The 13,685-nt window shown below is 66.9% G+C and carries 11 protein-coding genes and 1 tRNA gene; 4 read left to right on the top strand and 8 right to left on the bottom strand.

Annotated elements, in window-relative coordinates:
* Positions 1-21 precede the first annotated feature (21 nt).
* From AC5P5M_RS04165 to fdnG, 8 genes are all read right to left on the bottom strand, one after another.
* A tRNA-Sec gene (locus AC5P5M_RS04165) sits at positions 22-117 on the bottom strand.
* A 24-nt stretch (positions 118-141) separates the two neighbouring features.
* Positions 142-2,073: a selenocysteine-specific translation elongation factor gene (gene selB / locus AC5P5M_RS04160; RefSeq protein WP_495205593.1), complete on the bottom strand. Its 1,932-nt coding sequence runs from the start codon at positions 2,071-2,073 to the stop codon at positions 142-144.
* Positions 2,070-3,494: an L-seryl-tRNA(Sec) selenium transferase gene (gene selA, locus AC5P5M_RS04155; protein ID WP_495205592.1), complete on the bottom strand. Its 1,425-nt coding sequence runs from the start codon at positions 3,492-3,494 to the stop codon at positions 2,070-2,072. The genes selB and selA overlap by 4 nt, the downstream gene beginning before the upstream one ends.
* Positions 3,495-3,498: 4 nt before the next feature.
* The gene (gene fdhE / locus AC5P5M_RS04150; RefSeq protein ID WP_128988518.1) at positions 3,499-4,482 is read right to left on the bottom strand and encodes a formate dehydrogenase accessory protein FdhE; all 984 of its coding nucleotides are present in this window, start codon (positions 4,480-4,482) and stop codon (positions 3,499-3,501) included.
* Positions 4,463-4,648 carry a hypothetical protein gene (locus AC5P5M_RS04145; RefSeq protein WP_197625285.1) on the bottom strand — a complete coding sequence of 62 codons (186 nt, stop codon included), beginning with the start codon at positions 4,646-4,648 and terminating at the stop codon, positions 4,463-4,465. Before AC5P5M_RS04145 ends, fdhE begins: the two co-directional genes overlap by 20 nt.
* Before the next feature lie 101 nt (positions 4,649-4,749).
* Positions 4,750-5,397, bottom strand: a complete 648-nt coding sequence (locus AC5P5M_RS04140) for a formate dehydrogenase subunit gamma (protein ID WP_164150895.1) — start codon at positions 5,395-5,397, stop codon at positions 4,750-4,752.
* Positions 5,394-6,311, bottom strand: a complete 918-nt coding sequence (gene fdxH, locus AC5P5M_RS04135) for a formate dehydrogenase subunit beta (RefSeq protein ID WP_065175731.1) — start codon at positions 6,309-6,311, stop codon at positions 5,394-5,396. Before fdxH ends, AC5P5M_RS04140 begins: the two co-directional genes overlap by 4 nt.
* A 10-nt stretch (positions 6,312-6,321) precedes the next feature.
* On the bottom strand, positions 6,322-9,390 hold the full coding sequence (gene fdnG / locus AC5P5M_RS04130; protein WP_154582373.1) for a formate dehydrogenase-N subunit alpha: 3,069 nt from the start codon (positions 9,388-9,390) through the stop codon (positions 6,322-6,324).
* A gap of 351 nt (positions 9,391-9,741) precedes the next feature.
* Between fdnG and gmk the strand changes: the two genes are divergently transcribed.
* The 4 genes from gmk (at position 9,742) to AC5P5M_RS04110 (ending at position 13,680) form a co-directional block, all read left to right on the top strand.
* Entirely contained in the window at positions 9,742-10,407 is a 666-nt protein-coding gene (gene gmk, locus AC5P5M_RS04125; RefSeq protein ID WP_053519456.1) for a guanylate kinase, read from the top strand.
* A 110-nt stretch (positions 10,408-10,517) separates the two neighbouring features.
* Positions 10,518-10,817 (top strand): DNA-directed RNA polymerase subunit omega, encoded by a 300-nt coding sequence (rpoZ, locus tag AC5P5M_RS04120; protein WP_005410877.1) that lies wholly within the window; start codon positions 10,518-10,520, stop codon positions 10,815-10,817.
* A 106-nt stretch (positions 10,818-10,923) separates the two neighbouring features.
* The gene (locus AC5P5M_RS04115) at positions 10,924-13,086 is read left to right on the top strand and encodes a RelA/SpoT family protein (RefSeq protein WP_053519455.1); all 2,163 of its coding nucleotides are present in this window, start codon (positions 10,924-10,926) and stop codon (positions 13,084-13,086) included.
* Between the two features lie 207 nt (positions 13,087-13,293).
* Positions 13,294-13,680: a RidA family protein gene (locus tag AC5P5M_RS04110; RefSeq protein WP_053519454.1), complete on the top strand. Its 387-nt coding sequence runs from the start codon at positions 13,294-13,296 to the stop codon at positions 13,678-13,680.
* The last annotated feature ends 5 nt before the right edge of the window (positions 13,681-13,685 follow it).

The following is a 13,685-nucleotide window of genomic DNA, read 5'->3' as shown; positions in this document are numbered from 1 at the left end:
CATCTCCTGCAGGAACACGAATGGCGGAAGGCAGCAGGAGTCGAACCTACCAGGGAGCGATCGACGCCCCCTGCTGGGTTTGAAGCCCAGCCGCATGCCCGGATGCGCATGCCTTCCGAAGGTACGGCGGTACCGGTGCAGTCAACCGTGGGCGGTGTTCCATTGCAGGTCGCCGCGCGGCCGATGCTGGTCACCGACGCGTCGAGTGTAGCCAACGCGATTGAAGAACTCCAAGATCTGGATGCTGCGCTTGCGGCCCAGGCCGATGGCATCGCGGAATGCTGCCGCGTCCACCATGCCCGTTGCCTGTGACAGCCGGGCGACCGTTGCCGCCAGCGCGTCGATGCGGGCCGGTGCGTAGAACAGGTCCGGCACCACCTGGAACAGCTCGCCGCGCGCTGCGGCGCGACGCAGGACCGCACGCATCTCCTCCTCGGCGAAGCCGAGATCGGCCGCAAGCGTGCGCACCCAGGGCGGATCGAAACCACCGGCATCCAGACGCGGGAGCACGCGTTCGAGAAGCGCGCGCTCGCGTTCCGGCGGCGCATGGTCGTGGCCTGGCAGCCGCCACCACGCGCCCACGCGCTGCAACGCGCCATCGTCGAACAGGTCCTGCAGCAGCGCGTTCCAGAGACTGGTCGAGAGCGCGGGCAGGGTACTGCGCTGCAGGCGCCCGCTGTCGACACCGGGCTCGTCCGGCCGTCGCTCGTGCCAGTCATGCAGTGAGCGGATCACCTGTTCGCGCAGCGCCTGCCAATGCGAGGTGAGGATGATCACCGTGTCCTCGCGGGTGGCGATGCGCCGGGCATCTGCAGGGAGATCGATCTGTGCGGCCTCACGCCGGCAGTAGCGTTGCAGTGCGGCCAGCGCGATGCCGGCCGGTGCCTGCTGCAGCAGCGGGCCGATTCCCGTGCCTGCGGCCAGTTGCTCCAGGGCTGCCAACCACGCCCGGCGTGCCGGGCTGCGCCGACGTCGTTGCGGTGGATCGGGATCGAGCACGGTGCCGCCGCCCAGCGTATGCGCTGCAGCCGAATCGCGGGCGATGAAGCGGTCGCCGCACATCGCGCAGACCGGGGCATCGAACACCAGCTGCACCAGCTGGCCATTGCCACTGTCTTCATCCTCCAGCAGCACCACATGGGCCTGCCGGTGCATCGTGCCCCAGTGGATGTGCAGCGGTGTCCAGTTGCGCAGGGGCCGCACCTGTGCCGCAAGGCGAAGGCGTACGTCGACCCGGGTGGTGGCCTGCAGCGCGCGCGGATCGGCGATCCAGTCGCCGCGGGTGATGCCGTCGCGGGCGATGGCGGCCAGGTTCAGGGCACAGCGCTGTCCCGCGGCAGCCTGTCCACTGGCCTGGTTCTGCGCATGGATGCTGCGGATGCGCACGTCGATGGCGGTCGGCATCAACTGCAGATGCGCGCCGACCGCGGCCACGCCGCCCTGTACCGCGCCGGTGACCAGTGTGCCGTGACCGGCCAGCGAGAACACGCGATCCACCGGCATGCGGAACAGCTCGCTGCGGCGCTGGGCCGTCCGGCGGCTGTCGTTAGCGGCGGCCCACGCATGCAGGTGGGCGCGCAGCGCATGGATGCCGGCATCCGCGCTGTCGGTGCTGTTGCAGGCGAATACTGCAGACCCCTGCAGCGGTGTGCAGGCCAGCAGGGCAACGATCTCCGCTTCTGCCTCGGCAATGCGCGCCGCATCCACACGGTCGATCTTGGTCAATGCCACTGCAGCGCGGTCCACACCCAGCAGCTGCAGGATCGACAGATGCTCACGGGTCTGCGGCATCACGCCGTCATCGGCGGCGATCACCAGCAGCGCCACATCGATGCCGGTGGCACCGGCCACCATCGTGTGCACGAAGCGCTCGTGACCCGGCACATCGACGAAGCCCAGCATCGCCGGAGGCCCCTCTCCGCGTGCGGCCTCCACCGGCACATAGGCATACCCCAGTTCTATGGAGATGCCGCGCGCGCGCTCTTCCTGCAGGCGATCGGTTTCGATGCCGGTCAGTGCCCGCACCAGGCTGGTCTTGCCATGGTCGATATGCCCGGCGGTACCGACGATCATGCCTGCAGCGCGCTCCACTGGGCGAGGAAAGCAGCCTCATCCCCGTACTCAAGCCCGCGCAGGTCAAGCCACAGCGCATCCTCGGCAATGCGCCCGAGCACCGGCCGTGGCAGGCCGCGCAGGCGCTTGGCCAGACGGTCCAACCCGGCAGCTGCAGCGACGCGGATGCGCAGGCCGGCGCTGGCCAGTTGCGCCTGTGGCTGCGCGCCACTGCCGACCTGGCTGTACATCGGCACCGCTTCAACCGCGTAATGCGCGGCCAGCGCCTGCTGCACGGAAGGCAGCAGGCGCTGTGCCTGCGCATGGATGTCTCCCTGTTCGCGGGACAGCGTGCGCAGGGTCGGCAGCCGCTGCGGCAGCAGTTCCGGTTCGCGGTACAGCGCCAGTACCGCTTCCAGCGCGGCCAGGCCCATCTTGTCCATACGAAGGGCGCGCTTGAGCGGATTGCGGTTGATGCGTGCGATGAGGTCGGCGCGGCCGGCAATGATCCCGGCCTGCGGTCCACCGAGCAGCTTGTCGCCGCTGAACGAGACGAGGTCGGCGCCCCCCGCCAGCGTTTCCTGCACTGTAGGTTCGCGCGGTAGACCGTGGGCAGACAGGTCGCACAGGCTGCCACTGCCAAGGTCCACCGCCAGTGGCAGCCCGTGCCCGTGCGCGATCGATGCCATCCGTGCAGTATCGACCTTGGCGGTGAAGCCGGTGATGGCGTAGTTGCTGGCGTGCACTTCCATCAGCAGCGCGGTGCGCGTGCCGATGGCGCTGTCGAAGTCGGCCGGATGGGTGCGGTTGGTGGTGCCCACTTCGCGCAGCCGCGCACCGGCGCTGCGCATTACATCGGGAATTCGGAAGGCGCCGCCGATTTCCACCAGTTCGCCCCGCGACACGATTACCTCGCGGCGATTGGCCAGGCTGTTGAGCAGCAACAGGACTGCTGCGGCGTTGTTGTTGACCACGGTCGCCGCTTCGGCGCCGGTCAGTTCGCAGACCAGTGCCCGCACGCGCGCATCGCGGTCCCCCCGACGGCCCAGGGCGATGTCGAATTCCAGATCCACCGGCGCCGTCATCGCGCGGGTCACTGCGCGTACCGCGGCGTCCGGCAACAGCGCGCGGCCGAGATTCGTATGCAGCACCGTGCCGGTGAGGTTGAATACCGGCTGCAGATCCAGGCGTGCATCGGCTGCCAGCGCCGACTGCAGGGCCGCGACCACGCCGGGTTCCGCGACGGCCCGCTGCAGCTGTTCCGGTGACAGCTGGCCGCAGCCGCTGCGCTCGCGCAACCCCTGCACGTGCTCGCGCAGCAGATGGGCGATGCGGCTGCGGCCGTGGTCCCTGATCAGCGTCGACAACGCCGGCAGGCGCAGCAGGCGGTCCAGCGAGGGCAGGGCGCTGGCCGGGGCGGTGGGGGCGTGCACGCGAGGCATCGGTTCAGTCGCCGTCGGACTGCCAGAGCAGCGGATTCTGGCTGGCGCGCATGTAGCCTTCCTCGCCCAGCAACAGATCCAGCGCCAGCGTGCCGAGGTCGTCGGCGACCGGCTCCAGCGCCGGATCCTTCTCCAGATACAGAATCTTGCGGTAGCTGTGGCAGTGATCGCAGGTCTCGGCGCGGATCGCGCCTTCACGCACCACCTCGCCTGCATCGCCGTCGACCTCGGCCAGCGCGCGATAGGCGATGTCCTTGCCGGCCGCGCCGCATTGGCTGCACTGCACGCGCACGTAGTGCCACTGACAGGCGCACAGCGAGCACGACAGATAGCGGTAGGAGGCGTAGGGTGGGCGCGCCTGCACCACACTGGCCACCGGCAACGAGCCGCACAGCGGGCACAGCCCGGGTGCATCGGCAAGCGGTTTCAGGTCGGTGGGGCGGAAGCTGGCCGCGAGTACGGCCCAGTACACCTGCAGCGCGTTCATCACCAGCAGGGCAGCGACCGCGTCCAGCGACGGTGCGTCGTCGCGCTCCAGCACCGCATGCGCCTGTGCATCCAGCCAGGCGTCAGCGGCCGCGGCAACCCGTTGCAGTTCCTGTCGGGTCTCCGCAGGCAGTCCGGCTTCATCGGCGCAGTGCCGGCACAGCGCGCGCAACCAGTCGCGCCATCGGCCATCGAGCTGAAGTGTGTTGGCGGGCCGCAATGGCATGCCGGCGCTGGCCGCCGCGCTCGACTGCTGCGCGCGGGCCTGCGCCTGCAGCGCCTCGCGTTGCTGCGGCGTCAGTTCGTCCAGCAGCGCCTGTTGTGCATCGGCCAGTGCCGCCAGCAGCTGCAGGTAGCCACCGATGGCACTGCGTCCTGCCAGGCTGCGCAACCGGTCCGCACGTCCGCCGAACAGCGAGGCGATATCCGGCAGGATGATGCGCGGGACATCGCGCGAGGCCAGCGTCTCGATCTCACCGGGTTCAAGGATGCGTTGCGCCATGCGGGGCCAGCCGGAAGAACCAGCCTCCATCCTCGCCGTTGTCGACGCTGGCGTCCAGCGTGTTGCCGGCCACCTGAAAGGTCGGGGTCAGATCCGTTTTCCAAAGGAAAACGGATCTGATCCCATCGGTTGTTGCCGTGTTCATCGTGTCGACCAAGGTCGACACCCACCAACAGCAGCGGGACCCACCCCGCCATCCGGCGGCAACCTGCTTTTGACGTTGACGTTGACGTTGATCCGGCGGGTGCAGGGCCGCAGGCCCTGCCGTTACCCCTCTCCGCGCCGCCCGCGCAGGATGTCCCTGAACCACTGCCGATGGTGCTTGTAGGCCCACCCATAGGTCACCTTGCCCTGGGTCATCGCGCGCACCGAACCCTTGATCCAGATCGCGGCATAGATGTGCACCACGATGGCGCATACCAGTACCCAGCCAAACAGTGCGTGCACCAGCACCGAAAAACGGATCACGCCGATCGGGAACAGATGGCTGAAATACTGCCGCCAGATCACGAAGCCGGTCAGCAGCAACGCCGAAAGGCAGCCGATGATCGCCCAGAACAGCAGTTTCTGGCCGGCGTTGAAGCGGCCAACCGGTGGCAGTGTCTCATCCTCGTTGCGCAGCACTTCGCGCATGCCGCGCAGCCATGCGCGGTCGTCGGCGGTAGGCAGGTTGTCACGCCACATGCGCAAGGCAAGCAGGGCGAAGCCCACCACCATGGCCAGGCCGACGAAGGGATGCAGGATGCGTGTCCACGGCCCGCCACCGAACAGCGCCGTCAACGGGAACAGCGCAGGGTGGAACAGGGCCAGGCCGGACAGCGCGGTCAGCACGAAGCAGATCGCCACGATCCAGTGGTTGATGCGGGTCGGAGCGCGGTAGCGCACGATCTGGCGGGGGTGCGGGGCGTACTTCATGGCCGCTGCTCCTCTTCGATCTTCTTTGCTTCGTGCTCGGCCTGCTCTTCCTCCTCATCGTTGACCGTGTTGCGGCCGATGCCGATGTAGTGCAGGAAGCCCACGAAGGCTGTCGCGGCGATTGCCAGCACGCCCAGCGGCTTGGCCACCCCCTTCCAGACCTCGACCATGGGGCTGATGCGCGGGTCCTTGGGCAGGTCGGCGTACAGCTCCGGCTTGTCCACGTGCTGCAGCACGTACATCACGTGGGTGCCACCGACGCCCTGCGGGTCGTACAACCCGGCATTCCCGTAGCCGCGTGACTTCAGGTCCTCGACGCGGCCGGCGGCGTGCTCGGTCATCGCCTGCTTGCTGCCGAACGTGATCGCCCCGGTCGGGCAGGTCTTTACGCACGCCGGCTCCTGGCCCACGGCCACGCGGTCCGAGCACAGCGTGCACTTGTAGGCCTTGTGGTCCTTCTTGGAGATCCGCGGCACGTCGAACGGGCAGCCGGTCACGCAGTAGCCGCAGCCGATGCAGTTCTCCTCCTGGAAATCGACGATGCCGTTGGCGTACTGGATGATCGCGCCCGGCGACGGGCAGGCTTTCAGGCAGCCCGGGTCGCTGCAGTGCATGCAGCCCTCCTTGCGGATCAGCCACTCCAGCTTGCCCTTCTCGTCCTCGTACTCGCGGAACTTCATGACCGTCCACGACTGGTCGCTCAGGTCCGGCGGGTTGTCATAGCTGCCGACGCAGCTGCCGACCTCGTCGCGCAGGTCGTTCCACTCCATGCAGGCGACCTGGCAGGCCTTGCAGCCGATGCACTTGCTCACGTCGATCAGTTTGGCGACCTGCCCGGTGTGGGCGCCGCGCGCCTGCGGCGAGGGCGTGGTGGTGGCCGAGCGGCGGATGATGTCCAGCGATTGCAGTGACATGGCGTGTCTCCTACACCTTCTCGACCTTGACCAGGATGCACTTCGATTCAGGCGTCTGCGAATTGCCGTCACCGATGGCGTTGGTCAGCGTATTGGCGATGTAACCGGGCTTGGCAGCACCCAGGAAGCCCCAGTGGATCGGCACGCCCACCTGGTGCACCGTCCTGCCATCGATCTGCAGTGCCTTGATGCGCTTGGTCACCATCGCTACGGCTTCGATGTGGCCACGCTTGGAGCTGACCCGCACGCGACTGCCGTTGCCGATGCCCAGCTCGTCGGCCAAGGCTGCGCCGATCTCGACGAACTGCTCCGGCTGGATGATGGCGTTGAGCTTGCCGTGCTTGGTCCAGAAGTGGAAATGCTCGGTCAGCCGGTAGGTGGTGGCCACGTGCGGGAACTCGTCCGGCGAGCCGATCTGCGCGCGGTCGCTGTCGAACACGCGCGCGGCCGGATTGTTCAGCGTCAGCGCCTGGCCCGGGCTCAGCGGGTTGCTGCGCAACGGCGTGTCGAAGGGCTCGTAGTGTTCCGGGAACGGGCCTTCGGCCATGCCGGCCTTGGCGAAGAAGCGGGCAATGCCCTCGGGATTCATGATGAACGGGCCCATCCCGCCGGCCGGGTCTTCATCGGCCTTGAAGTCGGGCACGTCGATGTTGCCCCAGTTCCTGCCGTTCCAGGCGAGCAGGGTGCGTCGTGGATCGAACGGCTGCCCGGCGACGTCGCACGAGGCGCGGTTGTACATCACGCGGCGGTTGGCGGGCCACGCCCAGGCCCAGCCCAGCGTGTTGCCGATACCGGTGGGATCGCTGTTGTCGCGCCGTGCCATCATGTTGCCGGTCGGCCCCCACGCACCGATGTAGATCCAGCAGCCGGAAGACGTGCTGCCGTCGTCGCGCAGGTCGCCGAACGCGGCCAGCTGTTCGCCGGCCTTGCGTACCAGCCGGGTCGGGTCCTTCGGATCGAACACGTCCACCAGTGCCTTGCCGTTGTACTCCATCGCCAGTTCTTCCGGCGTCGGCAGTTTCGGGTCGGCGTAATTCCAGGCGAGGTCGCGCACCGGCTCCCACCACGCGCCGCCGTCCTTCTCGTACAGCGCCTTGATGCGGTGGAACAGCTCGGACATGATCTCGATGTCGCTGCGCGCTTCGCCCGGTGCGTTGGCGCCCTTCCAGTGCCATTGCAGCCAGCGCGAGGAGTTCACCACCGCGCCGTTCTCCTCGGCGAACGAGGTGGTCGGCAGGCGGAACACTTCGGTCTGGATCGTGCTCGGGTCGACGTCGTTCAGTGCGCCATGGTTCTGCCAGAAGGCGATGGTTTCGGTTTCCAGCGGGTCCATGCTGACCATGAACTTCAGCTTGGAGAACGCGCTGATCAGCTTGCCCTTGTTCGGTGCCGAGGCCAGCGGGTTGAAGCCCTGGCAGATGTAGCCATGGATCCTGCCTTCGTTCATCAGCTCGTAGGCCTGCAGCATGTCGTAGGGCTTGTCGAGCTTGGGCAGGTGATCGAAGCACCAGTTGTTGTCGGCGGTGGCGGCATCGCCCCACCACGACTTCATCAGACTGACATGGAACTTCGGGTAGTTCTGCCAGAACGACATCTGGTTGGCGCGCAGCGGCTTCTGCGTGCGCTTGGCGATGTAGGCGTTGTAGTCCTGCTCGTCCTGCCTGGGCAGTGTCAGGTAGCCCGGCAGCAGGTCGGACATCAGGCCGATGTCGGTCAGGCCCTGGATGTTGGAATGCCCACGCAGGGCGTTCATGCCGCCACCGGCCACGCCGATGTTGCCCAGCAGCAGCTGCACCATCGTGCCGGCGCGCACGTTCTGCGCACCGACCGAGTGCTGCGTCCAGCCCAGCGCGTACAGGATGGTCATCGCCTTGTCCTTGCCGGCGGTGGACGCGATCATGTCCCAGATCTGGCGGATGCTGTCGGCGGGCGTACCGCAGATGCGTTCGACCATCTCCACGGTATAGCGTGCGTAGTGCTGCTTGAGCAGGTTGTAGACGCAGCGCGGGTCCTTCAGGGTCGGGTCGCTGCGCACGTAACCGGCGTCCCCATACAGGTAGTCCCAGCTGGAGCGGTCGTAGCTGCGCTTCTGCGGGTCATAGCCCGAGTACAGGCCGTCGGTGAAGGCGAATTCGTCCTTCACCAGGAACGACATGTCGGTGTAGTTCAGCACGTACTCGTGCTGGATGCGGTCCTCGGCCAGCAGGTAGTTGATCAGGCCACCCAGGAACACGATGTCGGTGCCGGTGCGGATCGGCGCGTAGACATCGGCCACCGCGGCCGAGCGGTTGAAGCGTGGATCGATGACGATCAGGCGGGCCTTGTTGTGTGCCTTGGCCTCGGTCACCCATTTGAACCCGCACGGGTGTGCCTCGGCGGCATTGCCACCCATGATCAGGATCAGGTCGGCATTCTTGATGTCGACCCAGTGATTCGTCATCGCACCTCGGCCTAGCGTCGGGGCAAGACCTGCCACCGTCGGGCCGTGTCAGACACGTGCCTGGTTGTCGAATGCGAGCATTCCAAGCGAGCGGACGACCTTGTGGGTCAATACCGCGGTTTCATTGCTGGTGGCCGAGGCCGCCAGCATGCCGGTGGTCAGCCAGCGGTTGACCGTCTGCCCCGCCTCGTTCTTCTGCACGAAGTTGGCGTCGCGGTCTTCCTTCATCAGCCGCGCGATGCGGTCCAGAGCGTCGTCCCAGCTCAGGCGCTTCCACTCGTTCGTACCCGGTGCCCGGTATTCCGGGTAGAGCAGGCGCGATTTGCTGTGGATGATGTCGGCCAGGCCGGCGCCCTTCGGGCACAGCGTGCCGCGGTTGACCGGATGGTCCGGGTCGCCCTCGATGTGGAAGATGCTCGGCTCGGCGTTCTTGGCGCCATCGCCGAGGCTGTACATCAGGATGCCGCAGGCCACCGAACAGTACGTACAGGTGTTGCGGGTCTCGGTGGCGCGGGTCAGCTTGTACTGCCGCACCTCCGCGAGCGCGATGCCGGGCGCGAAGCCCATCAGGGCCAGGCTGGAGCCCACCAGGGTTGTCCCGGTGACCTTCAGGAACTGGCGGCGACTCATCGAGGGCATGCCGTTCTCCTTGGATGGCGGGGAGGCGTGCAGGCCTCCGGGCTGTCGGTGGGTACGGCCGTCGAAGGGGAGAACCGCCAGCATGCCGCGAGCGTCTTTCCGGGAACGACCGCAATGTCCCGGTTATAGCACAGCCCCCCGCATGCCCATGTGGCACAAGGCCGGCCGGGTGTGGCCGGGCGCGGGGAGGGGCCGCTCTGGTAAAGTTGCGTGCCCGCACCCCGGGGAGCCGTCTGCCGGGCCTGGTTCCAGGATGTTCCGCGCAGTCCCCGCCGTCCTGGCGCGATCCTCCGCGCCATGTCTGGAACATCGAGGAAAAATTTTGCGAAATCAACCAGTTGGGTTCCGTGCATGAGCGCCCCGTCCACCCCGTCGGCCACCATCGCGCGCGGCACGCTGTACATCGTTGCCGCCCCTTCAGGCGCCGGCAAGAGCAGCATCGTCAACGCGACGCTGGCCCGCGACCCGCAGATTGCCCTGTCGATCTCCTTCACTTCGCGGGCCATGCGACCGGGTGAAGTGAACGGTGAGCACTATCACTTCGTCACCGCAGAGAAGTTCGAGCAGATGATTGCTGCGGGCGACTTCTTCGAGCATGCATGGGTGCACGGAGACTGGAAGGGCACGGCGCGGCAGTCGGTGGAACCGCAGCTGGCGGCCGGCCAGGATGTGCTGCTGGAGATCGACTGGCAGGGCGCGCAGCAGGTCCGGCAGCTGGTACCGGGCACGGTCACCGTGTTCATCCTGCCGCCGTCCAAGCAGGCCCTGCAGGACCGCATGCGCAAGCGTGGGCAGGACAGCGAAGCGGTGATCGCCCAGCGCCTGGGCGCCGCCCGCGACGAGATGCTGCACTTCAACGAGTTCGACTACGTCATCGTCAACGAGGTGTTCGACACCGCCGTGGACGAGCTGTGCGCGATCTTCACCGCCAGCCGCCTGCGCCGCGAGGCCCAGAAGGTCCGCCACGCCGGGCTGATCCAGGCCCTGTTGACCCCTGATCCGGGCGCAACTGACTGATTCCAAAAGAATCGGGTGAGGGTTGGCTTGATTTTGTCCAGCCCCTGCCGGTACACTCCGTCCCCTTTCCCTCATTCGACTGAGCGGCCGACCGGTCGCCGGGAGCCCGTATGGCCCGCATCACCGTAGAAGATTGCCTGGAAGTCGTTAACAACCGTTTCGAGCTGGTCATGATGGCCTCCAAGCGTGCCCGCCAGCTCGCCAATGGCGTGCAGGCCACGCTGGACAACAGCGAGACCGAGGACAAGCCGACCGTGCTGGCGCTGCGCGAGATCGCTGCCCGCAAGATCGACAACGCGCTGATCGACGAAGTCGAGAAGGCCGAGCGTGAGCGCGCCGAGCGCGAAGCGCTGGAGTGGGCCGCCGCGGAAGTGGTCGCCGATGAAGACATGTCCAAGAACGACGATTGATCGCATCGATCAGCGTCATCGCCGGACACGCCGAACAGCCCGCCCCGTGCGGGCTGTTTCGCATTCAGGATTTGCCGTAAACGTCGCGCTGGAATAGGCTTCGGGCATGAACCCAGGCCCCACTGCCAAGGTCGCCGCAGCCCCCACTGCCGCCGTACCCGACTACGTCCTCCAGCTTGAACGCGCCGCCCATTACCTGCCGCCGGAGCAGCTGCCGCTGCTGCGCCGTGCCTGGGAAGTCGGGGCCGCTGCGCACGCTGGGCAGACACGCAAGTCGGGCGAGCCCTATATCACCCATCCTGTGGCGGTTGCGCAGGTGCTGGCCGAGCTCGGCCTGGATGTCGAAGCGTTGATCGCCGCGATCCTGCACGACACCATCGAGGACACGCCGCTGACCCGCGAGGCGCTGGCCGCCGAGTTCGGCGAGCCGGTTGCCGAACTCGTCGATGGCGTGACCAAGCTGGACAAGCTGAAGTTCCGGGACCGCCAGGAAGCTGCCGCGGAGAGCTTCCGCAAGATGCTGCTGGCGATGTCGCGCGACCTGCGCGTGATCATGATCAAGCTGGCCGACCGCCTGCACAACATGCGCACGCTGGGCGCCCAGAGCCGCGAAGCGAGGAGCCGCATCGCCCGCGAGACGCTGGAGATCTACGCGCCGATCGCGCAGCGGCTGGGCATGAGCCTGGTCAAGAGCGAGCTGCAGAACCTGGGCTTCAAGGCGTTGTATCCGTGGCGCCACGCGATCCTGGAAAAGCACATCCGCAGCCAGCCGGTGGTGCGCCGCGAGGCGATGGCGCAGGTGGAAGTGCAGCTCTCGCAGCGACTGGCGAAGGAGGGCATCGAACACCGCCTGGTCAGCCGCATCAAGACGCCGTGGAGCATCTACAACAAGATGCGCGACGAGAACAAGAGCTTCGACCAGGTGATGGACGTGTTCGGGTTCCGCCTGGTCGTGCGCAGCGTGCCCACCTGCTATCACGCACTGGGCTCGGTGCATGCCACGTTCAAGCCGCTGGACGGTCGCTTCCGTGACTTCATCGCCATTCCCAAGGCCAACGGCTACCAGTCGCTGCACACCGTGCTCTTCGGACCGTACGGCTCGCCGATCGAGGTGCAGATCCGTACCGAGGAAATGGACCTGATTGCCGAGCGAGGCGTGGCCGCACACTGGACCTACAAGTTCGGTGGCGATTCTCCCAACAGCGCGCAGAGCCGTGCCCACGCGTGGATCGTCGAGTTGATCGATTCGCAGCGCGCGGCCGGCTCCTCGCTGGAATTCCTCGACAACGTGAAGGTCGACCTGTTCCCGGACGAGGTCTACCTGTTCACGCCGAAGGGCAAGATCCTGGCCCTGCCGCGCAATTCCACCGCGCTCGATTTCGCTTACGCCGTGCATACCGATGTCGGCAACATGGCGGTGGCCTCGCGCGTGGACAAGAAGCTGGTGCCGTTGCGCACCAAGCTGGTCTCCGGGCAGTCGGTGGAGATCATCACCGCGCGTTCGGCCACGCCCAAACCACAGTGGCTGGAGTTCGTGGTCACCAGCAAGGCGCGCACCGCGATCCGCCACCAGCTCAAGCAGCTGGAGCACGAGGACGCCGTGCAGCTGGGCCACCGCATGCTTGACCGTGCGCTGGAGGCGATGGATTCCTCGCTGGAGCGGCTGCCGAAGGGGCGCCTGGATGCATTCCTGGCCGAGCACCGTTTCCCGCGTCTGGAGGCCCTGCTGGCGGAAGTCGCGCTCGGCAACTGGATGCCGACCCAGGCCGCGCAGGCGCTGATGGCCTATGCGGAACTGCGTGGCGGCCCGCATTCGCGCCACCACTCGCAGGAGAAGATCCTGATCAATGGCAGCGAGCGCGGCGTGGTCACCTTCGCGGGCTGCTGCCAGCCGATTCCCGGCGACGACATCATGGGCTACCACACCGCCGGCAAGGGCATCGTGGTGCATCGCATGGACTGCCCGAACCTGGCCGAGCTGCGCAAGTCGCCCGAGCGCTGGGTGCTGATCGGCTGGGATACCACCGTTTCCGGTGACTACGACACCTCGCTGGTGGTGGAGGTGGAGAACGGTACCGGCGTGCTGGCCCAACTTGCCGCCGCGATCGCGCAGAGCCAGTCCAACATCGAGCGCGTGGATTATCTGGATCGCGACTTCAACGCTGCCGTGCTGGCGTTCAACATCCAGGTGCGCGACCGCAACCACCTGGCCGAGGTCATGCGGCGCCTGCGCCGCCTGTCGGTCGTGCAGTCGGTGCGCCGCCAGTAAAGCCACGCCATGCGTGGATGACGTTCCGCGCACACGACGCACGAGGATGCGCCCGGCCCGGAGACCATGGGTGGATGGTGCACCGGTAGCGCCGGGCCATGCCCGGCGAGCGCGCCACGCAGCATGAACCAAACGTCGCCGGGCATGGCCCGGCGCTACCGGGTTGCTACAATCGCCGCTCTGTTTTCCAAATGCACCGGAGCGACCATGTCCCGCCAGATCATCAACACCGAAAAGGCGCCTGCCGCCATCGGCCCTTACTCGCAGGCCGTGCGCGCCGGCAACACCGTGTACTTCTCCGGCCAGATCCCGCTTGATCCGGCGACCGGCGACATCGTCGGTGCCGGTGATGTCGAAGCCCAGGCCCGCCGCGCGTTCGACAACCTCAAGGCCGTGGCCGAAGCTGCCGGCGGTTCGCTGGACCAGGTCGTGCGCCTTGGCCTGTACCTGACCGACCTGGGCGAGTTCGCCAAGGTCAACGCGGTCATGCAGGACTACTTCCAGGCTCCGTTCCCGGCCCGTTCCACCATCGAAGTCTCCGGCCTGCCGAAGGGCGCCAACTTCGAGGTCGACGCGGTGATGGTCATCGACTGACGCCC

It is taken from the genome of Stenotrophomonas sp. YJH_SMC_106-19 (genome assembly GCF_059368375.1).
Note: the sequence above shows the minus strand (reverse complement) of the source record. Positions and strands in the feature narration are given on the sequence as shown.